The 25,986-nt window shown below is 68.3% G+C and carries 24 protein-coding genes; 10 read left to right on the top strand and 14 right to left on the bottom strand.

From position 1 onward, the window contains the following. Positions 1-40 precede the first annotated feature (40 nt). The 8 genes from C996_RS0103115 to C996_RS0103150 form a co-directional block, all read right to left on the bottom strand. Positions 41-2,950 (bottom strand): EAL domain-containing protein, encoded by a 2,910-nt coding sequence (locus C996_RS0103115; protein WP_018866008.1) that lies wholly within the window; start codon positions 2,948-2,950, stop codon positions 41-43. Then, entirely contained in the window at positions 2,950-3,909 is a 960-nt protein-coding gene (locus C996_RS0103120; RefSeq protein WP_018866009.1) for an ABC transporter substrate-binding protein, read from the bottom strand. The genes C996_RS0103115 and C996_RS0103120 overlap by 1 nt, the downstream gene beginning before the upstream one ends. A gap of 158 nt (positions 3,910-4,067) precedes the next feature. After that, positions 4,068-5,579 (bottom strand): glycosyltransferase family 39 protein, encoded by a 1,512-nt coding sequence (locus tag C996_RS0103125; RefSeq protein ID WP_018866010.1) that lies wholly within the window; start codon positions 5,577-5,579, stop codon positions 4,068-4,070. After that, on the bottom strand, positions 5,576-6,244 hold the full coding sequence (locus tag C996_RS0103130) for an HAD-IB family hydrolase (RefSeq protein WP_018866011.1): 669 nt from the start codon (positions 6,242-6,244) through the stop codon (positions 5,576-5,578). Before C996_RS0103130 ends, C996_RS0103125 begins: the two co-directional genes overlap by 4 nt. Positions 6,245-6,260: 16 nt before the next feature. After that, complete coding sequence (locus tag C996_RS0103135; RefSeq protein ID WP_369772439.1) at positions 6,261-7,013, bottom strand: SDR family oxidoreductase; 753 nt, start codon at positions 7,011-7,013, stop codon at positions 6,261-6,263. Positions 7,014-7,018: 5 nt separating this feature from the next. Beyond that, positions 7,019-8,320, bottom strand: coding sequence for an FAD-binding oxidoreductase (locus C996_RS0103140; RefSeq protein WP_018866013.1), 1,302 nt, complete (start codon positions 8,318-8,320; stop codon positions 7,019-7,021). Between the two features lie 375 nt (positions 8,321-8,695). After that, positions 8,696-9,670 carry a lysylphosphatidylglycerol synthase transmembrane domain-containing protein gene (locus C996_RS0103145; RefSeq protein WP_018866014.1) on the bottom strand — a complete coding sequence of 325 codons (975 nt, stop codon included), beginning with the start codon at positions 9,668-9,670 and terminating at the stop codon, positions 8,696-8,698. After that, entirely contained in the window at positions 9,667-10,545 is an 879-nt protein-coding gene (locus C996_RS0103150) for a decaprenyl-phosphate phosphoribosyltransferase (protein WP_018866015.1), read from the bottom strand. The genes C996_RS0103145 and C996_RS0103150 overlap by 4 nt, the downstream gene beginning before the upstream one ends. Positions 10,546-10,669: 124 nt before the next feature. Here C996_RS0103150 and C996_RS0103155 point away from each other — a divergent pair, with 124 nt between their 5' ends. From C996_RS0103155 to C996_RS0103180, 6 genes are all read left to right on the top strand, one after another. Beyond that, the gene (locus tag C996_RS0103155; RefSeq protein ID WP_018866016.1) at positions 10,670-11,176 is read left to right on the top strand and encodes a hypothetical protein; all 507 of its coding nucleotides are present in this window, start codon (positions 10,670-10,672) and stop codon (positions 11,174-11,176) included. Positions 11,177-11,216: 40 nt separating this feature from the next. Next, entirely contained in the window at positions 11,217-12,107 is an 891-nt protein-coding gene (locus tag C996_RS0103160) for an EamA family transporter (protein ID WP_018866017.1), read from the top strand. A 55-nt stretch (positions 12,108-12,162) separates the two neighbouring features. After that, positions 12,163-12,552, top strand: a complete 390-nt coding sequence (locus tag C996_RS0103165) for a hypothetical protein (RefSeq protein WP_018866018.1) — start codon at positions 12,163-12,165, stop codon at positions 12,550-12,552. A 33-nt stretch (positions 12,553-12,585) separates the two neighbouring features. Further along, positions 12,586-13,554 carry an arsenic resistance protein gene (locus tag C996_RS0103170; RefSeq protein WP_018866019.1) on the top strand — a complete coding sequence of 323 codons (969 nt, stop codon included), beginning with the start codon at positions 12,586-12,588 and terminating at the stop codon, positions 13,552-13,554. A gap of 248 nt (positions 13,555-13,802) precedes the next feature. After that, on the top strand, positions 13,803-15,254 hold the full coding sequence (locus C996_RS0103175; protein WP_038035592.1) for a sigma-54 dependent transcriptional regulator: 1,452 nt from the start codon (positions 13,803-13,805) through the stop codon (positions 15,252-15,254). A gap of 155 nt (positions 15,255-15,409) precedes the next feature. Further along, positions 15,410-16,423, top strand: coding sequence for a transporter (locus tag C996_RS0103180; RefSeq protein WP_018866021.1), 1,014 nt, complete (start codon positions 15,410-15,412; stop codon positions 16,421-16,423). Between the two features lie 29 nt (positions 16,424-16,452). Here C996_RS0103180 and C996_RS0103185 read toward each other — a convergent pair whose 3' ends face one another. The 6 genes from C996_RS0103185 to mutS all read right to left on the bottom strand — a co-directional run bounded on the left by C996_RS0103185 (position 16,453) and on the right by mutS (position 23,187). Further along, entirely contained in the window at positions 16,453-16,932 is a 480-nt protein-coding gene (locus tag C996_RS0103185; protein WP_038035606.1) for a hypothetical protein, read from the bottom strand. Positions 16,933-17,012: 80 nt separating this feature from the next. After that, positions 17,013-17,729, bottom strand: coding sequence for a C39 family peptidase (locus C996_RS0103190; protein ID WP_018866023.1), 717 nt, complete (start codon positions 17,727-17,729; stop codon positions 17,013-17,015). Beyond that, entirely contained in the window at positions 17,726-18,079 is a 354-nt protein-coding gene (locus tag C996_RS0103195) for a hypothetical protein (RefSeq protein ID WP_018866024.1), read from the bottom strand. Before C996_RS0103195 ends, C996_RS0103190 begins: the two co-directional genes overlap by 4 nt. A gap of 134 nt (positions 18,080-18,213) precedes the next feature. Further along, positions 18,214-19,185 (bottom strand): hypothetical protein, encoded by a 972-nt coding sequence (locus C996_RS0103200; RefSeq protein ID WP_018866025.1) that lies wholly within the window; start codon positions 19,183-19,185, stop codon positions 18,214-18,216. A 580-nt stretch (positions 19,186-19,765) separates the two neighbouring features. Beyond that, positions 19,766-20,089, bottom strand: a complete 324-nt coding sequence (gene fdxA, locus C996_RS0103205) for a ferredoxin FdxA (RefSeq protein WP_018866026.1) — start codon at positions 20,087-20,089, stop codon at positions 19,766-19,768. A gap of 452 nt (positions 20,090-20,541) precedes the next feature. Further along, on the bottom strand, positions 20,542-23,187 hold the full coding sequence (mutS, locus tag C996_RS0103210; RefSeq protein ID WP_018866027.1) for a DNA mismatch repair protein MutS: 2,646 nt from the start codon (positions 23,185-23,187) through the stop codon (positions 20,542-20,544). A 134-nt stretch (positions 23,188-23,321) separates the two neighbouring features. Between mutS and C996_RS0103215 the strand changes: the two genes are divergently transcribed. From C996_RS0103215 to C996_RS0103230, 4 genes are all read left to right on the top strand, one after another. Next, the gene (locus C996_RS0103215; protein ID WP_018866028.1) at positions 23,322-23,624 is read left to right on the top strand and encodes a PilZ domain-containing protein; all 303 of its coding nucleotides are present in this window, start codon (positions 23,322-23,324) and stop codon (positions 23,622-23,624) included. A gap of 7 nt (positions 23,625-23,631) precedes the next feature. Further along, positions 23,632-24,165: a CinA family protein gene (locus tag C996_RS0103220; protein WP_018866029.1), complete on the top strand. Its 534-nt coding sequence runs from the start codon at positions 23,632-23,634 to the stop codon at positions 24,163-24,165. Between the two features lie 144 nt (positions 24,166-24,309). Continuing rightward, entirely contained in the window at positions 24,310-25,356 is a 1,047-nt protein-coding gene (gene recA / locus C996_RS0103225) for a recombinase RecA (protein ID WP_018866030.1), read from the top strand. Next, positions 25,331-25,819: a regulatory protein RecX gene (locus C996_RS0103230; RefSeq protein WP_018866031.1), complete on the top strand. Its 489-nt coding sequence runs from the start codon at positions 25,331-25,333 to the stop codon at positions 25,817-25,819. The genes recA and C996_RS0103230 overlap by 26 nt, the downstream gene beginning before the upstream one ends. The last annotated feature ends 167 nt before the right edge of the window (positions 25,820-25,986 follow it).

A 25,986-nucleotide genomic window follows, 5' to 3' on the forward strand; every position in this document is an offset into this window, starting at 1 on the left:
CCCGCACAGGGGCCCGATGAGCGTCTCGCAGGCCTCGCTGTCAGCGCGGTGGGTTGTGCATTGCAAACAGTTCCTCCAGGGGCTGCGGGCGGTGCAGCCCGTAGCCCTGGGCGAAGTCCACGTTCAGCTCGCGCAGGCGGGCGATGGTCGATTCGTCTTCGGCAAACTCGGCGATCGTTTTCTTGTCGAGCAGGTGACCGATGTTGTTGATGTTGCCGACCAGGGCGTCATTGACCGGGTCGGTGGCGATGTTGCGCACGAAGCTGCCGTCGATCTTCAGGTAGTCCACCGGCAGGGTCTTCAGATAGGCGAACGACGACAGCCCGGAGCCGAAGTCGTCCAGCGCGAAGCGACAGCCCATGCCGCGCAACTCGCGGATGAAGCGCATTGCCGCCTGCAGGTTGGAGATCGCCGCGGTTTCGGTGACCTCGAAGCAGAAAATCTCGCCAGGCAGCTGGTGCAGGCTCAGCTGGTTGCGGATGAATGGCAGCAGGGTCTCGTCACTCAGGGTCGCGCCGGAGAGGTTGACCGCGCAATGCTCGATGCTCGCCGGGCCGTGCAGGCGGATGTGGTCAGCCACCATGGAGAAGGTCCGGGTGATGATCCAGCGGTCGACGATGGAGATCAGGTCAAAGCGTTCGGCGGCCGGCAGGAAGACCCCGGGGGGGATCAACTCGTCGTCCTGGCTCCGCAGGCGTACGAGCACCTCGAAGGAGAGTCCCGCGGGCGGTGCGCCGGAGTCGGGCTCGGCCAGTGGGTGAATCATCTGGGCAAACAGCACCAGGCGCCCCTGTTCGACGGCGTCGGAGATCTGTGTGGCCCAGTCCATCTCGCGCCGGTGCTGCTGCAGGTCCTGGTCCTCCGGGCGGAAGATATGCGAGCGCCGTCGGCCGGCGTTCTTGGCCGCGTAGACCGCGATGTCGGCATCGGCGAGCAGCTGGTTCATGCTGCGCTCGCCGGGTTGGAACTCGATGATGCCGATGGAGGCGCTGATGCGGAACACGCGGTCTTCCCAGGCAAAGCGCAGTTCGTCCAGGACCGTATGGATGGCGTTGGCGATGCGGTCGGCGTGGGCGATGTCGCAGTGCGTGAGGATGATGCCGAACTCGTCGCCGCCAAGGCGGGCGAGCAGGTCGGTTTCGCGCACCTGATCCAGCATCAGTTCGCCGACCTGGCGGATCATCTGATCCCCGGCGACGTGGCCGGCGACATCGTTCACGACCTTGAACTGGTCGAGGTCGATGTACAGCAGGGTATGGTTTTCGTGCCCCTTCTGGCTTTCCGGGTAGCGCGCCAGCTGTTCCAGGCGCTGCTCGAAGGCGTGGCGGTTGGGCAGCCCGGTCAGGGCATCGTGGGTGGCCTGCCAGCTGAGCTGGTTGGCCAGCTCGCGCGCCTGGGTCACGTCATGGAACACCAGCACCACACCCACGATCTCGCCGTCCCGGTCGCGGATCGGCGCGGCCGAGTCCTCGATCGCGAATTCCTGCCCGTCCCGGCGCAGCAGCATGGTGTGGTTGGCCAGTCCGACGATCCGACCTTCCTTGAGGCAACGCTCGACCGGGTTGACCGCCGGTTTGCGGGTGATCTCGTTGAGGATGTTGAATACTCGCGTCAGCGGTTCACCGGTGGCGGCATCGGTGGTCCAGCCGGTCAGGTACTCCGCGATCGGGTTCAGGAACGTGACTCGGCCCCGGGTATCGGTGGTGATGACGCCGTCGCCGATGGAGGCGAGCGTGACCTGGGCATATTCCTTTTCGCGGAACAGGGCCGCCTCGGCGCGCTTGGTCGCGGTGATGTCCTGCACGATGCCGTACATGCGCCGGGGCTGGCCGTCCGCGTCGCGCAGCACGTCGCCGCTCCCGAGCAGCCAGCGTTCGTCGCCATCTCGCGTGAGTACGCGGTGCTCGATGCTGTAGGCGGTACCCTGCTCGAGGGACTGCTCCACCGCGGCCTGGACCCGCGCACGGTCGTCGGGATGGACCCGCTCCAGGTAATGCTCGAAAGTGACCTCGGTGGTGTCCTCCGGCAGGTCGAACAGCTGGTAGGTCGGACGGGTCCAGACCAGGTCGCCGCTGGCGATTTCCCATTCCCAGGTGCCAACGCCGGAGAAGGCCTGGGCCAGATACAGCCGCTGCTCGCTTTCGCGCAGGCGCGCCTGTTCCTGCACCAGGCCATCGGCCATACGGTCGAAGGCGCGTGCAAGTCGGCCGATCTCGTCGCGCCCGGTGACCCCGGCACGCTGGTGGTGCTCGCCACCGGCGATCTGCTCCGCGGTCCGGGTCAGGCGGCTCAGGCGCCGCCCCAGTGCCTGGTAGATCAGCCACCACAGCGCGGCGAGTGCTGCGATAAGGATCGGCGCGAGCAGCAGCGCCGAGTTCAGGGCCGCGGTGCGCGCCTGCCGGAAAGGCAGCGACAGATCCCATGCGAGGATGACCGCGCCCGAGGGGCTGCGCCCCAGGTCCACCAGAGGCCCGGTGAACTGCAGCGGCGCCACCGCGATCAGGGTGTTCTCGCCCGCGACATGGCGCACCTTGGCGGCGCGGCGGTCGCGGGCGTCGGTCAGCAGCGTGCGCAGCGGGTCGGCCAGCGCGGCCATGGGTTCGGCGTCTAGGGTCTCCGCGAGCGGGCGTTCGCGCATGCCGCGGTTCAGGGCGGCAACGTAGTGCTGGCGTTCATCGACCACCCCGGCCAGGCGGACCCGGATATCGACATTGAGCGCCGCGATCTCGTCCTGAATGGCCTGCGTGCCGTTGTTTGCCAGGTGGTTCTGGACGATGCGCTGCATGCGGCTGATCTCGGTCGCCAGTTCGCGTTCGGCGTTCGCGAGGATGCTGCGCTGCTGGTTGTGGATCAGGGTCAGGGTGTAGAGGGTGCCGAGAATGAGTGCTACCACCAGCAGGAAAAGCGGCAGCGTGGTGTTGATCGGATAGCGGAACAGGCCCTGCCACATCAGCCGTCTTCCGATGGCGGGCAGCCCGCCGCCTGCAGGACGCGGTCATCGAACAGACGATCGAGGTTCACCTCGCGCTCCAGCAGGCCCTGCTGCTGCATCAGGGTGGCCAGGCGCTCGCTGCTGGCGCGCAGGGATTCGCCACCGGAGGCCAGGGCTGTGCAGTTTTCCGCCCGCGAGGGAAAGTGGACCCCAGCCAGTGCACCCGCCAGTTCCTCCGCGCTGAGGTCGCTATACCGGGCCATGGCGGCCTTTGCGGGTTCCGGGTCGGTATCCAGATATTCGAGCGTTCCAAACCAGGCATCCACCAGCTGCCGGAGATGTCGCGGGTGGTCGTCGAGCGCTTGGCGCTGGACCACCAGGACATCGATAATCTCGCCCGGGATCCGGGTGCTGTCGAACAGCTCCTCGGCACCGGCATTCAGCAGCCGGGTGCGGATCGGCTCGAAGGTCGCCAGGGCGTCGACCTCCCCGCCGTGGAAGGCCTCCTCGTGGCGCCCCGCATCTACGCGCACGATATCGACTCTCTCGCGGTCGAGGCCGCCGTGTTCCAGGCCGCGAGCGAGCAGGTAGGCGGTGGCGGCATCATTCTCGACCCCGATGCGGCGGCCCTCCAGATCGGCCATGCGGGTGATGCCCGGCTGCGCCAGGATGGTGTCGCCGCCATGGGAATAGTCCAGCAGCAGGATGACGCGGATATCGTGGCCGTCGGCGCGCAGCAGAAAAGCCTCGTCCAGGGTCAGGGCGGCGGCGTCGACATTGCCGTTGCGAAAGGCGCGCAGGGACTCCACGTTCGAGCTGAAGCGGGCGAGGCGAATTTCGTCGATGGGAAGCCTGCCCTCGGAGGCGGCCAGGTGGAGAGGGTGGTAGCCGATCCACTCGATGGTGGCCACCCGCAGCGGGGTCTCCTGGGAGCCACCACAGCCGAGCAGCAACAGCGGCAGCAGCAGAACGAGCACGGCGAGACCACAGCGCCAGCGGGTGCGTGCGCTCGCTCTACGTTGGCGGGCAGGGATCGCCGCTCCGGGTGCGATCATCGCTCGCCCCTCCCTGGATGAAGTCGATGGCTCACGGACAACAGTATCCGGGGGGACGATTCCCTGGTCAACGCAGGGTCTTATTCCCGGTTCGTGTAGCGGTCGGTGAAGGCGCAGCGGCCCTCCGGCAGCCAAGGCGGGAAGTCGTAGTAGCGAGCGAGCACCGGTTCCAGGATCTGGTCGTGGTAGGCGGCGTAGTCGAAGCCGCGGCCTTCGGCGAGGGTCCATTCGACGCCGCGGATGGTGACCTTGCGCAGGCGCAGCTCGTCGAAGAAGGGCTCCACGTGCGCCGGGTCCAGCTCGCCCCGGGTGGGCACGTAGAGCAGGTTGGCGCCGTCAAGGGCGCGGAAGTCGGTAAGCAGGTCGTCCTGGCGGCCATAGTGGGAACCGGGGCCGAACACGCCCACCTCGCGCCCGGCGTAGTAACCCAGCACCGCCGAGCGCGAATAGCTGCGGGTGAAGACGTGCCAGTCGGCGTCGTATTCGTTGACCACCGCGGCCACCGATTCCGGCGCCAGGTAGAACACCGCGTCGGCGTAGCGATCCTGGCCCTTCAGCCATTCCACCGGCATCAGCGCGATCGTCAGGATCGCGATCGCGTGCAGTGCTGCCAGGGCCCCGGAGAGCCATACGCCGAGCGTCAGCGAACGTCGCGCCAGGAACAGCGCGGGCAGCAGCAGGAAGGGGGCGAAGGCGGCCAGCCAGTGCAGGCCGATGCTCTTGAACGGGGCGAGCAGGGCAAACAGGAGCAGCGGGATCAGTCCGGCGGACAGGAACACGCCCAGTCGGTGCGCGCGGATGCCGGCGGCCAGGGCCCGCCACTGACGCGCGTAGAACCACAGCAGCCAGGGCGTGAACAGGTAGACCAGCAGGATCGCGTAGGTCAGCCAGTTGCCGGGGTCGAAGCCGCCGTCGCCGTGCCGGTTCACGATGTTGAACATCACGTTGTACCAGCAGTTGCCCCAGTTCCAGTACAGATTGAGCGCCACCGCCGGCACCACGCCGAGGAGGATCAGCAAAAGCCCGCGCCAGTGCTGCCGCGCGAACAGCAGGATATGCAGCCCCAGCGCAATCCCCAGCAGGACCGCGAAGTACTTGGACAGGAACGCCAGCCCCAGGGCCAGGCCGGCGAGCAGGAACCAGTGCGCCGCGCCGGTGCGCAGGGCCTGCCAGGCAAGGGCTGTGGCCAGCAGGCTGAACAGGATCAGCGGGGTGTCCGTCGCGGTGATCACCGCGATGAAGAACAGCGGCATGAACAGCGCCAGCAGCGAGACCAGGCGCGCGCGGAGCGGGTCGGTCTGCCTCCACCAGAGGAAGATCGCGAGCGCCGGTGCCATGGAGACGAAAATACCCAGGGCACGAATCGCCAGCGGGTGCTCCGACAGGGGCAGGATGGCGCCCAGCCACCAGCCGATCATCGGCGGGTGGTCGTAGTAGCCGAGATCCGGGTTCTGTCCCCAGATCAGGAAATAGGCCTCGTCGCCGGTGATTGGCAGGGCCCAGGCCATGCCGATCTTGACCAGCAGCACGGCCAGCAGGATCGCGCCGTAGTGACGGGCGAGCCAGGGCCAGGAGGCGGTTGTCGGGTTCACTCGGGGGCCCCCTCTACCGCCGCCCCGTGGACATGCCGGAAGCGGCCCCGGCGCAGGCGGTAACCGCTGCCGGCCATCTCCAGCAGCGGCTGGTCAGCTGCGCTGTCGCCGTAGGCCGCGACCAGATCGACCGGCTCGTCCGGGGGCAGGGTGGCCAGCCAGGCGGCGACCGCCGCCGGCTTGGCGGCGCCCCGGCAGTTGGTGCCGTCCAGGCGCCCGGTGACGCGACCGGCGTCATCCACCGCGAGGCGCGAGCTGACCACGCCGGTCAGCCCGTGGCGCTCGGCCCACGGCTGCAGCCACACATCCAGCGAGGCGGAGACCAGTACGCAGTCATGGCCTGCGTCGCGATGGGCCCGCAGGGCGCGCATCCCGGTCGGGCGCAGCAGGCGGTCCAGGCCGCGGTCGGCGAATTCACGGCCCCTGGCCTGCAGGTGGGCGAGGGTCTCGCCGGCGAGCATATGGGTCAACACTGCCTCCTTGGCATCCTGATTGGACAGGCGCTTCAGCGCCAGGCCGGTCAGCGCCGGGAGGCAGTCCGGCAGGCGGCGGAGGAAGGCCGGTGTCCCCAGCGCGTGGCGCAGGAAGGGGAACAGGCTGTCGCGCCGGGTCAGGGTGCCGTCGAAGTCGAACAGCACGATCTGCCGCGTGTCATTCCGGTTCATCGTTATGGCTTCAGGGTTATAGCTTCAGGCGCTTGAACAGGTATTCGGGGATCAGGCGGATGATGGTCATGATCACCCACCACTTGGCAGGCAGGTAGGCGACGTCGCGGCCGCGGCGCATGGCACGGACGATGCCGCGGGCCACCGTTTCCGGTTCGGCCCACAGGGCGCCGGCGCGGTTGAGGCCCTCGGTCATCGGGGTGCGCACGAAGCCGGGCTTGAGCGTGACCACGTCCACGCCGCTGAAGAACAGGCGGTTGCGCAGCCCCTGGAGGTAGATCGCGAGCATGCCCTTGGCGGTGCCGTAGGCGTAGTTGCTCTGGCGCCCGCGATCCCCGGCGACCGAGCCGATGGCGGCGATCACGCCCCGGCCCCGGGCTTCGAAGTCCGGGGCGATGCGGCCCAGCAGGGCGATGGCGCTGGTGCCGTTGACGTGGATCGCCTGCAGGGTAGCGTCCACCGAGGCGTTGCACGCGGCCTGGTCCGGCAGGGTGCCCCAGGCCAGCAGTACGCTGTCCACCTCGCCCAGGGCCTCCTGCGCCTGCTGCCACAGCGCCGCGTGGCCGTCGATATCGGCCAGATCGGCGCGGGCACCGAGGATGCGGTTGCCCTCCGGGTCGTCGGCGCGCACCCGCAGGTCGGCCAGCAGGGCCTCCAGGGCGTCGCCGTCGCGGGCCACGCAGAACAGCCGCGCGCCGGTATCCACCAGCTCCCGGGCCACTGCGGTGGCAATGGCCGAGGTAGCACCAAGGAGGACAACGTTGTTCATCGGGTTCATGCGGTCACCCTGCGCCAGAAGCCGGAGGAGAATTCGGGGTCCACATACTCGGCGAAGGCCTCCCAGCCGGGGAACCCCTGGCGGAAGACTTCGGCCGGCATGCGCGCGTCCTTCGCAGGGTACAGGGCACCGCCGGCCTCCTGCACGATGGCGTCCAGGCGCGCGAACAGGCGCGCGGTGTCGCGACCCTTTTCCGGGAAGTCCAGCGCGAGGGTGGCACCCGGGCGGGGAAAGGACAGCATGCCCGGCGCGGGCCGGTCGCCGAAGGTCTTGAGCACCGCGAGAAACGAGCCCTGGCCGCTGGCGGCGATCGCATCCAGCAGGGCCTGCACGCCGTCCCGTGCGGCATGCGGGGGCAGGACGCACTGGTACTGGTAGAAGCCCTGGTGCCCGTAGATGCGGTTCCAGTGGCGGATCGCATCCAGCGGGAACAGCCAGGGCTGGTGGTGCACGGCACGGGGTGTCGCGTGCACCGGCTGGCGGTAGTAGATGTGGTTGAAGGCGCGCAGCGTCAGGCGGTTGACCAGCGAGACGGGCGGGTCCAGCGGGATGCTGCGCCGGCGTTCGCGGTAATCCCCGCGCACAGGCGCGGTGGCCGCGTGGCGCGCCGCGCCGTAGATGCCGCGCCCGACGCGCCCGTCCGGGCCCGGGTTCAGGCAGTCGATCCAGGCGACGGTGTAGGGCCACTCGCGCTCGGCCTGCGCATTCAGGTCCCAGAACGCATCCAGCGAGTCGAAGCGCTGCGACCAGGCGCGCATCCAGCCGGAGCGCACCGGCATCAACTGCAGGGTCACGGTCTCGATCAGTCCGGTCAGGCCCAGCCCCCCCACGGTTGCGGCGAACCAGTCGGGGCTGGCCTCGCGGGTGACCTCCAGGGCCTGGCCGTTGGAACGGCGCAGGGTCAGCCCGAGTACGTGGTCGCCGAAGCTGCCAGCCTGGTGATGGTTCTTGCCGTGCACGTCGTTGGCCACCGCGCCGCCGAGGGTGACAAAACGGGTACCCGGCACCACCGGCGGGAACCAGCCGCGCGGCACCGCAAAGCGCAGCAGGGCATCCAGCGACAGTCCGGCCTCCGCGGTGATCCGCCCCGTGGCGGCGTCGAAGGCCACGAAGCGATCCAGCCCCGGCGTATGCAGCAGGGTGGCCCCGGGGTTCAGGCAGACGTCGCCATAGCTGCGCCCGAGGCCGTGGGCGAGCAGGGGGCGGGGCGTGCCCGGGGGAAGCGGCCGGCCGCGGTGAGCAAGCTCGACTTCGGCGGCATGTTCGACCCGCGGGATGCGGTTCCAGCTGACGGTCATGCAAGGCCTCCGGCGCCTATCCCGTACCCGTCATTGCGAGGCCCCGCAGGGGCCGTGGCAATCTTCCGAAGCTGTTCCCGGCATCGGGGGATAACTCGCTGCACTCGCCCTTCGGGCCGGCCTGCGACCGTTCGACGCGCTACGCGCTTTTGTGCCCCGGCCCCTGCGGGGCCTCGCAATGACGGGGCCGTGGAATGTCGGTTGCGCACGAAGATGTCGGGATGGCACCAGGAGAATCTTGCGGACCCTGCGGCTCTGTGGCTTCGAACCTGTAGGAGCCCGGCCCTCCGGGCGATTGGGGCATTGGTTGTACCCCATCGGCCAGGGGGCTGGCCTCCTACAGGGCTTCGCCATGACGTGGTGAGAGCGAGGCGCCTACGCATGGGGTTGCACCGGGTGTTCGTGGCCGCGCGCCTCGGGGTTGGTGGCCAGCGCGATCAGGCCCAGGATCACCGCGAACCAGAGGGTGGTGAAGCGGATCAGCATGGTCGCCGCGATGGCGTCGGCCGGTGGCATGTCGGCCCACAGCAGCAGGGCGACCATCACCGCTTCGGTACCCCCCAGTCCCCCAGGCAGGAAGCTCAGCGCGCCGGCCAGCATGGCCAGGGCGAAGACGAAAGCGGCAAAGGCGAAGCCGGCCTCGAAGCCCATGGCGTTGAGGATCCACCAGAAGGCGAGGGCCTCGGCGCTCCACGCGATGACGCTGAGGGCAGTGGCCGCGGCCAGCAGGGCCGGGCGGTGGCAGCGCCGTGCCTGCAGCAGGATCGTGGCGACATGGTGCAGGCTGCGCCAGACGCGCTGCCCCGGGCGGTCGCTGATCGTCTGTATCCAGGCGAGCGGGCGTCGCCACGACAGGATCACCAGCGCCGCGAGGATGCAGGCTGCGCCGGCCGCGATCAGCCAGGTGCCCTGGGCCACCAGGGTCAGGCCTAACAGGGACAGCAGCACGACCGCGATCAGGTCGGACAGGCGCTCGGAGACGAAGGCGGCGAAGCTGTCCGGGTAGGGCACCCGGCGGCGCTTCAGCAGCACCCCGCGCAGGGCCTCGCCGGCCTTGCCGGGCGTGGTGGTCAGGGCGAAGCCGGCCACATAGATATGCAGGCTGGCGCGCGTCGGGATGGCATGGCCCAGGGTGCGCAGGTAGAGCTGCCAGCGGGTGAAGCGCAGGCTGTAGTTCACCAGCGACAGCCCCAGGGCCAGCAGGACGCCGCCGACGCCCACCAGCTTCAGGGCACGCCAGACCTCGTCTGCCCCCGCCCACAGCATGACCCCGAGGTACAGCGCGACGGCAACGATGATCGAGAGCATCACCGCGCGCAGGCGCCAGCCGGAGAGCAGGACCGCATTCATGCGAGTACGGCGAGGGTCACACCCATCCATACCGCGACCGTGGCCAGCAGGTGCGGGTCGGTGACCAGGTCGCGCGAGGTGTCGTTGCCGGCGCCGCGCGCGTGCAGCAGGAACAGGTAGCGGAAGATGCCGTAGATCACGAACGGCAGGGTGTAGATCAGCCCATCCGTGCCATGCAGCGCGATGGTCTCGGCGCTGACCGTGTAGAGCCCGTAGGCGAGCACGGTGCAGGCGGCGCTGATGGCGATGAACTGATCCAGGAGACTGACGCTGTAGTCGTGCAGCACGCGCCGCGTCCCGTCCTGATCCGGGGTGTGTTCGATGGCGCCATCGGCGAGCTCCGCGCGCCGCTTGGCGAAGCCCAGGAACAGCGTCAGCATCAGCCCGCACAGCAGCAGCCATTGCGAGGGTTCGATGCCCAGGCCAAGGGTGCCGGCGAGGATGCGCAGCATGAAGCCGGCGGCGATGCTGAACACGTCGAGGATCACGATGTGCTTGAGCGACCAAGAATAGGCCACGTTCAGCACCAGGTAGGTCAGGATCAGCGCGATCACCCAGGTGCTGACCAGTGCCGCGAGGACCAGCGCGACAATGACCGCGGTGGCGAAGATCGCCCAGGCGGTGGAGATCGCGATCGCGCCGCTGGCGATCGGGCGTTCGCGCTTGGTCGGGTGACGGCGGTCGGCCTCGACGTCGACGATGTCGTTCAGCACGTAGACCGCGCTGGCGATCGCGCAGAATGCGAGGAACGTGACGCTGGCGGCGAGCACCGTCCCGGGTTCGCCCCACTCGTGCGCGAACACCACGCCGAGGAACACGAAACCGTTCTTGATGTACTGGTGCGGGCGCAGCAGCTTGATCAGCGAATGCAGCATGCGGGCGGTCGTCCGTGAAGGTGGTTGCAGTCTACTGACGCGCTCGATGCGTTACCATCGGCGCCGCTGTCGCGCGCACCCGCGTGTGTTTCGATCCCATGTCTCGATCCGCAGGAGAACTGCCATGTCGCTTGTTGCCCGATCCCTTCTGCCCGCCGCCCTGCTGCTCGCCGCCGGGCTGGTGGCCGGCTGCATGTCCGGGGGCGGTCCGGAGCCCGAGTTCGCCGAGGGCCAGCCGTTTCCCGAGCGCAGCCTGAATGACCAGCACGGGAACCCGGTCGAGCTGCCGGGCAATGCCCGCGTGATCCTGAAGACCGTCGAGGCGGCCCCGGCCGGCGTCGCCAACGCGGTCCTGAGCGAGATGAGCCCCGCCGAGCGCGAGGGGATCGTCTACATCGCCGACATCCACGAGATGCCGCCGCAGCCGATGCAGAACGTGGTCCTGCCGCGCATGCAGGCGCGGGACTACTCCATCGTGGTGACCTCCAGCGAGGCCGATGCCGGTTTCCTGCCGCACGAGCGCGAACAGGTGACCGTGGTCCTGCTGGATGGCGAGGGCGTGGTGACCGGTGTTGGCCATGCCGGCAGCGAAGAGGCCCTGAAGGACCTGCTCGCCGAGGCCGTCGAGTAAGCCACGCGCATGAGGCTTCCGAGCCCGGGCCGGGGCTGACATGGCCTTTTTCCTCGGCCTGCTGACGGCCCTGGGCTTCGGCGCTGGCGACTTCTTTGGCGGCCTGGCCTCCCGGCGCATCCCGGCGCTGGTGGTCGCCTGCTATTCGCAGATCCTGGCCACCGTCGTCCTGCTGGTGATCGCTCTCCCGCTGGCGGGCCTGCCCGGGACCCAGGCCCTGATCTGGGGCGGGGCCTCGGGGCTTGCCCTGGCCCTCGGGCTGCTGGCCTACTACCACGGCCTGGCCGAGGGCTCGATGGGGCTGGTCGCCGCCGTGACCGGCGTGATCTCGGCCCTGGTGCCGCTGCTGGTCGGGCTGGTGATGGGCGAGCAGCCGGGCCCGCTGGCGCTGGCCGGGATCGCGGCCATCGTGATCGCGATCGGGATGATCTCCGGCGGTTCGCGCAAGGCGAGTCCACGCCGCCTGGACGAGCCCGTGCGTGGCCTGATGGCGCTGGCCCGGGGGGCGCACCCGGTGCGCGGGCTGGTGGACGCGACCATCGCCGGCGTCTGCTTCGGGCTGGTCTTCGTGTTCCTGAACGAGGCCGAGGCGGGCTCGCCGCTGTGGCCGGTGGTGGCGACCTCGGCGGTGGGCGCGCTGGCGCTGCTGGCGGTGATGCTGGTGCGCCGGCCGCAGACCGGGATGAGCCGCTCCACGCTGGTGCTGCTGTCGCTGGCCGGTCTGTTCCAGGCCGCGGCGACGCTCGCCTTTGTCGTGGCCGTGCGCATGGGCCTGCTGTCGATCATCGCGGTGGCCGGGGCGCTGTCGCCGGCCCCGACCGCGCTGATGGCGCGTTTTTTCCAGGCCGAGCGCATGTCGCGGGTGCAACTGACCGGTTTCGTCTTCGCCCTGGCGGGCATCGTCCTCATCGTGCTCGGCGGGCCCGGGTAGGGAACCGGCAAGTCTGTTAAGTTGGCGGCGTGACCCAACCCACAGGAGGTGCCAGGTGTCCGAAGATCCCAAGCCGGAAGTCGTGCGCAGCGACGTCAGCGAGCCCGCAGCCGGGCCGCGCAAGGACGTTACGATGGTCACCGTGGTGTACGTGCTGTACCTGGTGAGCTTCCTGACCGCGCTCACCGCGATCGCCGGCCTGATCATCGCTTATATGAAGCGTGGCGAGGCCGATAGCGTCAGCGTCTCCCACTTCACCTATCAGATCCGCACCTTCTGGATCGGGTTGCTGTTTGCCGTGATCGGAGCCATCACCACGCCCATCGGCATCGGCTTCCTGATCTTCCTGGCCCTGATCATCTGGCTGCTGGTGCGCTGCATCAAGGGCCTGCTGGCGAACAACGACAACCGCGCCATCGAGCAGCCCGAGACCTGGCTCTGGTAGTTCTTGTGCGCCGCCCTTGAGCGGCGTTGGCGAATGCGCGCGCGCCTGGAGCAATACCAGGTACTGATCTATCTGGTGGCCATTGCCCTGGGGCTCGGCCTGGGCCTGTCCGCGCCGGAGTTCGGGGCGATGCTGGATGCCGTGCTCTGGCCGGTGCTGGGGCTGTTGCTGTACGCCACGTTCACGCAGACGCCACTAACCCATCTGGGCGCGGCGTTTCGCGAGCCGCGCCTGCTCGCGGCAGCGGTGATCGGCAATTTTGTGGTGATCCCGCTGCTGGTCTGGGCGATCCTTCAGGTCGCGCCGGGCGGTCCGGCGGTCCTGCTGGGCATCGCGCTGGTGCTGCTGGTGCCGTGCACCGACTGGTTCATCACTTTCACCCATCTGGGTGGGGGTGACACGCGCCGGGCGATCGCCTTTTCTCCCCTTTCGCTGTTGCTGCAGCTTTCCCTGTTGCCGCTGTATCTGTGGTGGCTCTTCGGTGGCGAGTTCACCCTGGTGCTGGCCGGCGGAGACGTGCTGAAGGCCTTTGCCGGCCTGATCCTGGTCCCGCTGATTCTGGCGTATCTGACTGAGCGCTGGGCCGACGATGATCCCGGGCGCGGTCGTCTGATCGCGGGCCTGGCCTGGCTGCCAGTCCCGCTCCTGGCCGGGGTGGTGTTCGTTATCGCGGCCTCGCAGGTCACGACGGTGCTCGACGGAGTCGGCGTGCTGTTGCCGCTGCTGCTGATCTTTGCCGGTTTTCTGGTGGTTGCGGCCCTGCTGGCGCGGGCGCTGGCCCGGGGGTTCGACCTGCCGGTGGCGCAGGGGCGGGTGCTGGCGTTCAGCCTCGGCTCGCGCAATTCCTTCGTGGTGCTCCCGATCGCGCTGGCCCTGCCGCAGGGCCTGGAGCTCGCGGTGGTCGTGGTGGTGTTCCAGTCCCTCGTCGAGCTGGTCGGGATGGCGCTGTACCTGTGGTGGATTCCGCGGCACCTGTTCCCCAATCCTTCGGCTGCTTCCTGAGTACGGCGGGCCCTCCGGCACTGGCTTGATGTGAGCCCGGCGGACCCGCTGGCGGCGTCGGTCCTCATGCGCCGCCGATCGCCCCGGCGACCCCTTGGTGTCATTAATCCGACAGTACCCTGCCTGTGTAGCATTTTTGTCATCCCTGGAAACGGATTTTTGACGGAAGCGGCCTATACTCCAAAAGGTGAAAAGCGTCACCCGGGACCTGGGGCGCCAGGGATTTCTTCGGACAGACGGGGAAGAGCATGTCCGGATCAGGAAAGATCAACGGGGCCTTGTGGCCTGCGCTGCCCAGCGGGATTGTCGATTCGGCTGGCGCGCAGGCCGGCTTCGGTGCGGAGGTGTTCCGGGCCTGCTCCACGGGTGCACCCCGCGAGGTGGCATGGCTGGATGCCGGTGGGCATGCCCGCGAGTCCGTGCTGCGCCTATCGGGTGCCTGGCGATTGCGCCGCCTGAGCTTCCCGCTGGCGCGCGCCTGGCCCGACCTCGACGGGGTCCGGGTGGGTCTGCTGGATCTCGATCATCCCCTGCCGTCGCAGTTGATTGACTTCGTGAATGCCCACCAGCAGGTCAAATGGATTGCGCTGGTCCATCCGGGGTTGCTGCCGAGTCCGGCATTGCGCGACCTGATTCGCGATAACTGCTATGACTTCCATACCCTGCCGCTGGATCAGGCCCGTCTGGAGGTCACGCTGGGCCGTGCCTGTGGCATGGCCGTGCTGGAGACCCCGTCCGAGCCCACCGCGATGGTCCCGTCGCCCGCCGAGGGACGCCCGATTATTGGCCACAGCGCCCCCATGCAGTCCCTGGCGCGGCAGCTCACGCGCGTGGCCGGTTCGGAAGCGCCGGTCCTGTTCCTCGGGGAGAGCGGGACCGGGAAGGAACTGGCGGCGCGGACGGTACATCGTCTGTCGCGCCGCGCTGACGGTCCGTTTGTGGCGGTCAACTGCGGGGCGCTGCCGGCACCGCTGATCCAGTCCGAACTGTTCGGGCACGAGGCGGGGGCCTTTACCGGCGCGACGCGGCGCAAGATCGGGCAGCTGGAACTGGCTCATGACGGGACGCTGCTGCTGGACGAGATCGGGGATCTGGGCCTCGAGCTTCAGGTGAACCTGCTGCGCTTCCTGCAGGAGGGGACGCTGGTGCGTGTGGGTGGCCTGCAGCCCATCCAGGTCGATGTGCGGGTGCTGGCGGCCACCCACATGAATCTGTTCCGCGCCGTCGAGGCGGGGCGTTTCCGCGAGGATCTCTACTACCGCCTGAACGTGATTCAGCTCGATGTGCCGCCCCTGCGCGATCGCGGGAGCGACTTGATGGCGCTCGCGCAGTTCTATTTCGAGCGTTTCCGGTGCCAGAACCCGCGCCTGCGCGGCTTCACCCAGGCAGCGGTCCGGGCGCTCCATGGCCATCGCTGGCCGGGCAATGTCCGTGAACTGGTCAATCGCATCCAGCGGGCCGTGACCATGGCGGAGGGACGCCTGATACGGCCGGAGGATCTGGGATTCCCGGCGCAGGAGCGGGATGACAGCCAGGAGACGTTGGCGCAGGCGCGCGACCGCGCGGAACGCGAGACGGTCATACGGGCGCTGGGGCAGTGCGACAACAACGTGTCGCGTGCCGCACGCCAACTGGGAGTGGGGCGAGTGACGCTTTATCGCTTGCTCGACAAGTACGGGGTGCGGCCACAGAAGCACTGAACCGGCGGTTTGGTGTCGTGGAGGCGGTCCGATGGGGGACGCGCAAGGCCCGGTCGGCGTGACCGGGCTGTGGGTTCCTGTATTCGTTGCCCCCTTGCGGGGCCGGGAGAATGACCGTGGACGGGACTTGGATCGGGAGGAGGGGGGCGGGGCTGATGGTCGGCCCGTTGTTGCTGGGATTTTCGGCCACGGTGGTTGCGCAGGAGGGTCGCGAGGCGGTCGGTGATGCACCGCGCGACACCGGGCCACAGGTCACGGTTTTCGAGGAGCGCGGCATGCTGACGCCGCAGGGGCAATGGGTGATCGAGCCTTCGCTCGCCTATGTGCACAGCAGCGCGCTGGATGTCTCGATCGAGGGCTTCACCATCATCCCGGCCCTGGCGATCGGGCTGATCGATGTCAGCGAGACGGAACGGGACACGCTGACGGCCGCTGTGGCATTGCGGTACGGGCTCACCGACCGGCTCGAGGTCGGGCTCAAGATTCCCTGGGTCTACCGCGAACAGCAGGTGCGCCGGCGCGACATCCTGGAAGGAACGGAGCTGGAGCGGGTGACCGGGTCCACCGGCAGCGGCCTGGGGGATGTCGAGTTCGGGCTGTCCTACCAGTTCAACACCGCCGATCGCGGGCGCCCTTTCTTTATCGGCAATCTGAAGGCAAAGAGCCGCACCGGGACGGACCCGTTCTCGGTGGATCGACGCCGGATCGTGGACGAGGACGGGAACCGGCTCGGCGAGATCTTCCTGGAACAGCCCACCGGATCCGGCTTCTGGGCCGTGCAGCCCAGCGTGACCATGATCTACCCGACCGATCCCGCCGTACTGTTCGCGAACGTCAGCTATCTGTGGAATATCGAGCGGGATGTGGGACCGGACTACGGCACGGTGGATCCGGGGGACGCCTTCGGCGCCAGCCTCGGCATGGCCATCAGCCTGAATGACCGTACCTCGATGAGCCTGGGTTATGACCACAGCGTGGTGTTTCGGACCCGCGTGGAGAACGATCCCGGGCTGGAGCCCGTGTTTGGTCGGCGCCAGGTGGGGACGCTGCTGTGGGGGGTGTCGCATCGCCTGACTGAACGCACCAGCCTGAACTTCTCGCTGGGGGTGGGGGTGACCGAGTCCGCGCCCGATGTGCAGATGACCGTGCGGGTGCCGATGCGTTTCTGAGATCGCTGCCGCGAACGACGGCGGCGGGGCTACCAGCCGCGACCGCCGTCGGTTAGCTGCTGCTCCAGGGCCCGGCCAAGGTCGCTGCGCGGCATCTGCAGGTTGCGCAGCTCCAGTTGCAGGATTGTCTGGTGCTGGATGGCCTGACCGTCCAGTTGGTTCTGGATGGTCGTGACCCAGCCCTGGCCGCTGGCCGTTTCCGAGACGAACGTCTGTGCCGGGAGGCCCGCCGTCGCGTTGAGAATCGTGATGCGACCGGCGGAGGGGTGGCTCGTCGCGGCGCCAAGGGTTCCCAGTGGATGCAGCGTGCTCTGGTGCAGGATCTCGCCATTCAGGGCCGTGATCTGTTCCAGGCCGATCGCGATCTGCAGCCCGTCGCGGCCGAAGAAGCCACCGCGCTGCTCGGCCAGCACCGCATCGGCGACCACCCGCGGGTCACCCGCGCCGGGAAGCGTTTCCAGTTCCTGGGCCGCGACGGGCAGGCCGACGGCGAGGATGCAAAGCGCCAGGCGGGCAAGCGTCGAACCGGTCCGCGGCCCTCGGGGGGGCGAGGCATCGGATCGCTGCGGGGATATGGGGATCATGGGCGTTACCATTCCCGGGCCCGTGGCAGATTCAGGGTGAAACTGGCCAGGTCGCGGCGCACCACGCCGTCCTCGACGGGTGCGCGGGTGATGGCAGCCCACGTATGGGGGGCGTTGAAGTTCGCGCGGGCGCGCTCGACCTCTTCGCGGATGATGAACAGGATGTCGTTTACCCAGACCGCCTCGAACTCGGGTCGGCGGTAGCTCTTCAATCCCAGGGCCGGGTCCCCGACCAGGACCTCGCCCTCGCGCAGGCCCTTGATGACCACAAAGTGCCGATAGCCGCGCGTCTCGATCATCGCGATGGCGGGCACGCCCAGCCCCTCCAGGTCGTCCAGGCCGATCCGGAAGCCGTCCGCCGCCAGGCCGGCCTCCGCCCCGAGGTAGTTCTTCATGTCCAGCAGCGAAAAGCCCTGGGCCCGGATCAGGTCCTGGTCACCGCGGCGGAACATGCCGTCAAAGGTGGTGGTTTCCACCGTGGGCCGGTCGTAGTGGTAACTGAGCAGGGTGGCCAGTGCGGCGGAGCCGCAGCTGAAGTCGTATTGCTGCGGGACCACCGAGCGAAAGCGCAGGGCCTTCATGCTCTCGACCGGGACGTTCATGCTGCCAATCATCCCGGGAACCTGCGCCCCGCCCGCCTGGGCCTGCAGCGCCTGGGGTGCCAGCAGGGCAAGCACCAGGATCCCCGGCGCAAGCAGAAGGTGGTGGTGCCGCATGTTCACGGGTGGATCGTGACGTTCACGATCATGGATTCCTGGATGGCCACGTTATGGCCGGTGTTCTGGATGACGGTGGAAAACCCGCGGGCATTGTCGAAGGCGCCCGGCGCGATCAGGTTGGTGCCGCCATGGCCGCCCATAACGACGTTGTCATGCAGGGCGATCTGGGAGTGGACCTGGCCCAGCTGGATGTTGCTGACCCCCTGGCGCGCCCGTTGCTGGTTGAGGGTGTCGGCATCCACCGACGTCAGGCCCTGAAGGTCCAGCGTGCCGGATGCGGCGAGGTTTGTTTGACTGTCGCGAGGGTCGGCCGCGCTGGCGGAACCGGCCGCCAGGAGCAGCGTGCCCAGCATCGCGGCGAACAAGGATCGGGTGAACAAGGATCGGGTGAACAAGGATTGCGAATATCTCGGATGGAGGCGCATGACCGGATTCTCCAGTGCAGGGCCGTGACGCGACGGGTCTCGGACCCGCCGCGTGGCACGGACTAGTTGCCCAGATTGAGGTGTGCCTGCACCGATACCTGCTGTTGCGTCAGGCTGTTGGCCCCGCTGTTCTGCGAGACCTGGGTGATGCCGGCGGGGGCCACGAAGGAATCGGAACCGATCGAGTTGCGGGCGATGTTGCGCGCACCCTCGGCGATGTCCACATAGTTCCCGGTGACCGTGCCGGACAGCTCGTTCTGGCTCACCACCGCGTTGACCTGCAGCATGGTGTTGAAGCTGTCGGTGGCGGTGTTGTTGCCGGAATCCATGACCGCCAGGCTGTTGTCCGAGTTGTCGCTCTGATCGCGGGTCACGCTGGCAGTGGAGCCGTTGTTGGCCGCGGCACTGTTGTCGTCGGCATTGGCCGAGCTGTTGTCGGAGCTGTCGTTGCCCGAATCGGAGATGTTCAGGCTGTTATCGGAGCTGTCATTGCCCGAGTCGGCGATGTTCAGGCTGTTATCCGAGTTGTCATTGCCCGAGTCAGCGATGTTCAGGCTGTTATCCGAGCTGTCGTTACCCGAATCAGCGATGTTCAGGCTGTTGTCCGAGTTGTCGTTGCCCGAGTCGGCGATATTCAGGCTGTTGTCGGAACTGTCGTTGCCCGAGTCGGAGACCGTGGTGTTTCCGGAGTCCGCCACATTCGTGCTGTTGTCCGAACTGTCGTTGCCGGAGTCGGCGATGTTCAGACTGTTGTCGGAGCTGTCATTGCCCGAATCCGAGACCGTGGTGTTCCCGGAGTCGGCCACACTGGTGCTGTTGTCGGAGCTGTCGGACAGATCGGAGTCATTGATCGCCACCGCCAGCGAGTTCTCGTTCGCGGATGCGCCGCCATTGTCGGCGGTCGAGGAGGCGGTAGCGGTCTGATCGCCGACCTCGCCTTCCGCCGTGTTGGTCGGATTGGCCAGTGCCAGACCGGAACTCAGGCCGAAGGCAAGTGCGATCGCGGAAGCAATAAGCGTTTTTTTGAAGTTCATCATGAATCTCCTTTTGGCTGGTTGGACTGCGCCCGAGGGCAGCGTGGCGACCGGGCCCTTTGCGCCATGGGCGCCACGACCAAACCCGGTAGCAGGAGTCGCGCCAAAACCGGAATAGATCGAGAAAACAATGGGATGGTTGTGATGAACCGTCAGGATCGGGGTTGCGGATGTACCGCCGTTGAAACAGTTCGCGCGCGGCTTTTCGGAAAACCAGTTGCAACTTGCGGAAATCGTGGGGAAAAACCGGATGGAACGAGGTGGCTACCAGGCGAGACAGGTCCGCGGGGGCGATCGGCCCGCGGTCATGCGGAGGTCCTGCATCGGGCAGGGGGGCGAGATGATGGCCCGGTGTCGGGTGCCCCCGATACGCCAGCCAGCTGGCACCCCGACGGCCGCGCGGCGCGCAGGGTCAGCTCAGCGAGGAGCAGCGCGCGCGAGGCGGATCATGCAGGGGGCGTGTTCGGCCGTGTTAGTGCCACCGTAGAAGGGAAATGAACGGTAGCTGCAGCGGCAGTGGCTTCCCAATACGAGCCCCGGGGCCGCGTCCGGGGCTCGCGAGCGGGGCGGGCGTTCGAGGCTAGCGTTCGAGGTACTGCAGCTTGTTCTCGACGCCGTCCCATTCCTCGGCGTCTTCCGGCGGGTCCTTGCGCGCGGTGATCACCGGCCAGGTGCGCGCGAGCTCGGCATTCAGCTCGATGAAATGCATCTGGTCCTCTGGTACGTCGTCCTCCGGCAGTATGGCTTCGGCCGGACACTCCGGTTCGCACAGGGTGCAGTCGATGCACTCGTCCGGATCGATGGCCAGGAAGTTCGGGCCTTCGTGGAAGCAGTCGACGGGGCAGACCTCGACGCAGTCGGTGTACTTGCACTTGATGCAGTTATCGATAACGACGAACGTCATGGTGTTTCTCCCTTTTTGTTCAGTCTTGTGACCGGTCGTTTCCGCTGACCGCCCTGGCCGAGCGTGAACCGGCCGTGGCACCGACAGCCGGCAGGATTTCGCCGCATTGTAACGCCTCCCCCGCGGCTGTCGGGAATCCCGGGCGAACCCTGGCCACATTCGGGGGCCTCGCGCCAGCGGCGGACCGATTGCCACGTCCCCTCCGGGACCTCGCAATGACAGGGGAACCATCTCGTCACCGCAAGGTGTGGCCACTCCTCAACCCCTCATCGCAGGGCGCAACGCTACCCTTAATCCATCATTGCCAGGAGCGGCCATCGCTTTAACCGTCATCGCGAGGAGCGAAGCGACGTGGCGATCTCTCGGGGCACCCCGGCGCGGGGTCCCCCGCTGAATTCCGATGGTCCCGAAACGGATTGCCACGGCCCCTTCAGGGCCGCACAACGAGCGCGTCAATCCGGGTTGCGCAGCGCGTCCTTCATGCGGTAGAGCGCGTCCAGGGCCTCGCGCGGGGACATCTCGTCCGGGTCCAGGGTGTCGAACAGGGCCTTCAGGGCGCGTTCTTCCGGGGCCGGCGCGGGGCGCGCCTCGGGCTCCGGTTCGGCGGCCGCTGGCCCGGGGGGCGCGGTGAACAGGCCGAGCTGGGGCGAGTCGGCGGCCGCGGCGCGGTCCTCCAGCTCGCGCAGGTGGGTGCGGGCGAGTTTCAGCACGTCGGCCGGCACCCCGGCCAGTTGCGCGACCTGCAGCCCGTAGCTCTGGTTGGCCGGCCCCTCGCGGACCTGGTGCAGGAACACGATGCTGTGTTCGTGCTCCATGGCGTCGGTGTGCACGTTGGCCACGGCCGCTTCGCGTTCGGCCAGTGCGGTCAGCTCGAAGTAATGCGTGGCGAACAGGGTCAGCGCGCGGTTGTGGCGCGCCAGGCGTTCGGCGCAGGCCAGCGCGAGCGCCAGCCCGTCGAAGGTGCTGGTGCCGCGCCCGATCTCGTCCATCAGCACCAGGCTTTCGGGACCGGCGTTGTGCAGGATATTCGCGGCCTCGGTCATCTCCACCATGAAGGTGGAGCGCCCGGAGGTCAGGTCGTCGGAGGCCCCGATGCGGGTGAAGATGCGGTCCACCGGCCCGATCTGCGCCCGCGCGGCCGGCACGAAGCTGCCCATGCAGGCCAGCAGCACGATCAGGGCCGTCTGACGCATGTAGGTGGACTTGCCGCCCATGTTGGGCCCGGTGATCACCAGCAGGCGGCGTTCTTCGGGGTCCAGTTCGGTGTCGTTGGCGACAAACGGCGCGTCCAGACCGGCCTCCACCACCGGGTGGCGCCCCTGCTCGATGCGGATGCCGGGATTCTCCACCAGTTCCGGGCAGTGCCAGTCCAGGCGCTGGGCGCGCTCGGCCAGGCAGGCGAGGGCGTCCAGTTCGGCGAGCGCGTCGGCGATGGCGCGCAGGCGCGGGGCGCGGCCCTGAAGCTCGGTGATCAGGCCGTCGAACAGGGCGCGCTCGCGGGCCATCGCCTGCTCGCGGGCGGAGAGGATCTCGTCCTCGAAGCGCTTGAGTTCCTCGGTGGTGTAGCGCTCGGCGTTCTTCAGGGTCTGGCGGCGCATGAAGCGTCCGGGCAGCTCCGCCGAGCGCGTGCGCGAGACCTCGATGTAGTAACCGTGCACGCGGTTGTAGGCGACCTTCAGGGTGGGGATGCCGGTGGCCTCGCGCTCGCGTGCCTCGATCTCGCGCAGGAACGAGTCGGCGTCGTGCTCCAGTGCGCGCAGGCGGTCCAGCTCGGCATCGAAGCCCGGTCGGATCATGCCGCCGTCGGTGACGCGCAGCGGGGGCTCCTCGACCAGCGCGGCGGCCAGAGTGGTGCTCAGGTCGGCCTCCGGGGCCAGGGCCTGATGCAGGGCCTGCAGGGCGTCGCTGTTCCCGGCCACGGGCGTCAGGGCCTGGTGCAGCGGCGGCAGGCGTTCGAGGCTCGCGAGCAGGGCGGTCAGGTCACGTGGGCGCGCGCTGCCAAGGACGATGCGCGACAGGATGCGTTCGACATCCGCACTGCCGGCCAGGGCCTCGCGCAGGGGCGTGGTGGCGTCGGCCTCCAGCAGCGCGGTGATCGCGGTCTGGCGCTCGCGGATGACGGCACGGTCGCGCAGCGGCTGGTGCAGCCACTGCAGCAGCCGGCGCGAACCCATCGCCGAGCGGGTGGTGTCCAGCAGGGCCAGCAGCGATCCCTGGCGTTCGCCGCCGAGCGTCCGGGTCAGTTCCAGGTTGCGGCGGGTGGCCGGGTCGAGCACCAGCATCTGGCTGCGCAGTTCGTGCGCCAGACCGGTGATGTGGGCGAGATCACCGCGGTAGCGGTTCTGCACGTAGGCGAGCAGGGCGCCGGCGGCGGCGATGCCGAGGTCGAGGCCGTCGCAGCCGAAGCCGGAGAGGTCGCGGGTGCCGAAGTGCGTGGTGAGCACACGGCGCGCGGAGACGCCGTCGAAGTGCCAGTCCGCGTGGCGTTGCGGCGCGAATCCGTCGATCCCGGGGATCGGCGCGGCCTGATCGGGGATCAGGCATTCCACCGGGTCCAGGCGCGCCAGCTCGGCGGCCAGTTCGGTCGCGTCGCGCACTTCCAGCAGGCGGAACTGGCCGCTGGCGAACTCCAGGCTGGCGATCCCGTAGCCCTCCTTGCGGCCCTTGATCGCGGCCGAGCCGGCGGGGCAGACGGCGACCAGCCGGTTGATGCTGCGGGCCTCCAGCAGGGCCTCTTCGGTAACCGTGCCGGGGGTGACGATGCGCACCACCTCGCGTTTGACCGGGCCCTTCTGCGCGCCCACCGCACCGGTCTGCTCGCAGATGGCCACGCTTTCGCCCAGCTTCAGCAGGCGCGAGAGATAGCTCTCCAGGGTGTGCACCGGGATCCCGGCCATGGGGATCGGCTGCCCGGCGGACTCGCCGCGCCGGGTCAGGGTGATGTCGAGCAGCGAGGCCGCGCGCTCGGCATCGTCGTAGAACAGCTCGTAGAAATCGCCCATGCGATAGAGCAGCAGCGTGTCCGGGTACTCGGCCTTGATGCCGAGGTACTGCTGCATCATCGGGGTATGGGCGGAAAGGGGTTCGGCGGTGCTCATCGGTTCGGCTGCGCTCGATCCGGGCAAACGCGCAGTATACGGATGCAGCGCGCCACATGGCAGGTGGGTCTGGCCTGGCATGTTGTGCCACACTCGGGGCCGTGCGGCGGACGCCACGTCAGGGAGGGGCGAACATGATCGGGGAAGAGGATCGGCGCAATCACCGGCGGATGCAGGTGCAGGGCGAGGCGCGCATGACCTGGCGCTCCAGTGGCGAGTCGGTCGCGGTGCAGCTGGAGGACCTGTCGGCGACGGGCTGTGCGTTCGTGGTCCAGCGCGAGACCGACCCGGGGGTCGATGTCAGCGTGGTGGTGCCAAGTCCCGATGGCCGCCTGGCGGGGCTGGAACGCCACGGCCGCGTGGTGCGCTGCGACGCCGTCGATCCAGCCGATGGCGGCGGCTGGCGGGTTGCGGTCGCCTTTGATACGGAGGGATGATCGCGCCATGACCGCCGCATCCAGCAGCACGATCCTGACTTCGGGGGAAGCCGACGCCCCCGGCCTCTCCGCGCTGGTGTACGACCTGGGCGAGCGCCTGATGGCACGGGGCGAGCGTCTGTGTACCGTGGAATCCTGCACCGGTGGCGGCATCGCCCAGGCGATGACCGATATCCCGGGCAGCTCGCAGTGGTTCGAATGCGGCTGGGTGGCGTACTCCAACGCGGCCAAGACGGCGATGGTCGGGGTCCCGGCCGAATTGATCGCGGAACACGGCGCGGTCAGCGAGGCCGTGGCGCGCGCGATGGTCGAGGGCGCACTGGCCCGCTGCGACGCGGATCATGCCCTCTCGGTCACCGGGATCGCCGGGCCCGGTGGCGGGACCGCGGAAAAGCCGGTCGGTACGGTCTGCTTCGGCTGGCAGACGCGCGGCCAGGATGCCCGCGTCGCGACCCGTCATTTCCCCGGCGAACGCCACGCCGTTCGTCTGCAGTCAATGCTCCACGCCCTGAGCGAACTGCTCGCCCACGAGGCGGCCTGACGCCGCTCGGGGCGGGTTTCGTGCCCGGCATTGATCCGCGCAGGATCCCGGGTTGGGTCGTTCCCCGCCCTGTGGGATACTGCGGCCCCGTATCCGCCCCGCAACGGATCGGAAATCATCGCTGCAAGTATCGGGAGGCAAACCGTGGACGAGAATCGCAAGAAGGCCCTGACCGCCGCACTGGGGCAGATCGAACGCCAATTCGGCAAGGGCGCGGTGATGCGCATGGGCGATCAGCAGGCGGTCGACGTCCCCGCGATCTCCACGGGCTCCCTGGCGCTGGACATCGCGCTGGGCATCGGCGGCGTGCCGCGCGGGCGCGTGGTCGAGATCTACGGGCCGGAGTCCTCGGGCAAGACGACCCTGACCCTGCAGGTGGTGGCCGAGGCGCAGAAGGTGGGCGGTACCGCCGCGTTCGTGGATGCCGAGCATGCGCTGGACCCGACCTACGCCGAGAAGCTGGGCGTGAACGTCGATGACCTGCTGGTCTCGCAGCCGGATACCGGTGAGCAGGCGCTGGAGATCGCCGACATGCTGGTGCGCTCCGGCGCGGTGGACGTGGTGATCGTCGACTCGGTGGCCGCGCTGACGCCCAAGGCCGAGATCGAGGGCGAGATGGGCGATTCCCACGTCGGCCTGCAGGCGCGCCTAATGTCGCAGGCGCTGCGCAAGCTGACCGCCAACATCAAGCGCTCCAACACGCTGGTCATCTTCATCAACCAGATCCGCATGAAGATCGGCGTGATGTTCGGCAGCCCCGAGACCACCACCGGCGGCAACGCGCTCAAGTTCTATTCCTCCGTGCGCATGGATATCCGCCGTATCGGCGCGATCAAGAAGGGCGACGAGGTGATCGGCAACGAGACCCGCGTAAAGGTCGTGAAGAACAAGATGGCGCCCCCGTTCAAGGAGGCCTACTTCGAGATCCTCTATGGCGAGGGTATCTCGCGGGTCGGCGAGATCATCGAGATGGGCGTGAAGGAAGGCCTGATCGACAAGGCCGGCGCCTGGTACAGCTACAACGGCGAGCGTATCGGCCAGGGCAAGGAGAACGCCCGCCAGTACCTGAAGGACAACCCGCACATCGCCGAGGAAGTCGAAAAGACCCTGCGCGACCGCCTGCTGCCGAAGCGCAACAAGGCCGCGGCGGAGGACGATCCGGTCGATGCCCCGGTCGAGGAGCAAGGCTGACCCGGCCGACCCGGAGGCCGCGCTGGAGGCGGGCCTGCGGTTGCTGGTCCGGCGCGAACACTCCGCGCTGGAGCTGAGCCGCAAGCTCGCCGAACGCGGCTTCGAGCGGGAAGCGGTCGATACCGCGCTCGAGCGCGCGCGCGAGCTCGACTACCTGAGCGACACCCGCTACGCGGACTTCATGGCCCGCCACCGCACGGAGCAGGGCTACGGCGAACAGCGCATCCGCGCCGAACTCGCCCACAACGGCATCGGCAGCGATACCGTCAATGCCGCCCTCGAGGCCCTGGAGGTCGACTGGACCGATCAGGCCCGCGGCCAGCTCGAACGCCACTTCCGCCGCCCCCCCGAGACCCGCGAGGACGAGGCCCGCATGCTCCGCCACCTGGCCGGCCGCGGCTTCCCCGGCGGCGTCGCCCACCAGGCCCTCGCCGCCTGGAAAGACGCATCATCCAGGGACTGATGTGGGAGCGGGCTTGCCCGCGAATGCTCCCGCCGATGGTTATGCTGGCGTTTTCGCGGCCAAGGCCGCTCCCACAATGCACTTCCCGAGCACCGGAAGCATGGCCCGAAGGCGGGCCCGGCAATACGCGGCTGGGGCGCTTGCGTGATAGCATTCCGGGTTTGACC

The sequence above is a fragment of the Thioalkalivibrio sp. ALE25 genome (genome assembly GCF_000377285.1).
In the GTDB taxonomy this organism is placed as follows: Bacteria; Pseudomonadota; Gammaproteobacteria; order Ectothiorhodospirales; family Ectothiorhodospiraceae; genus Thioalkalivibrio.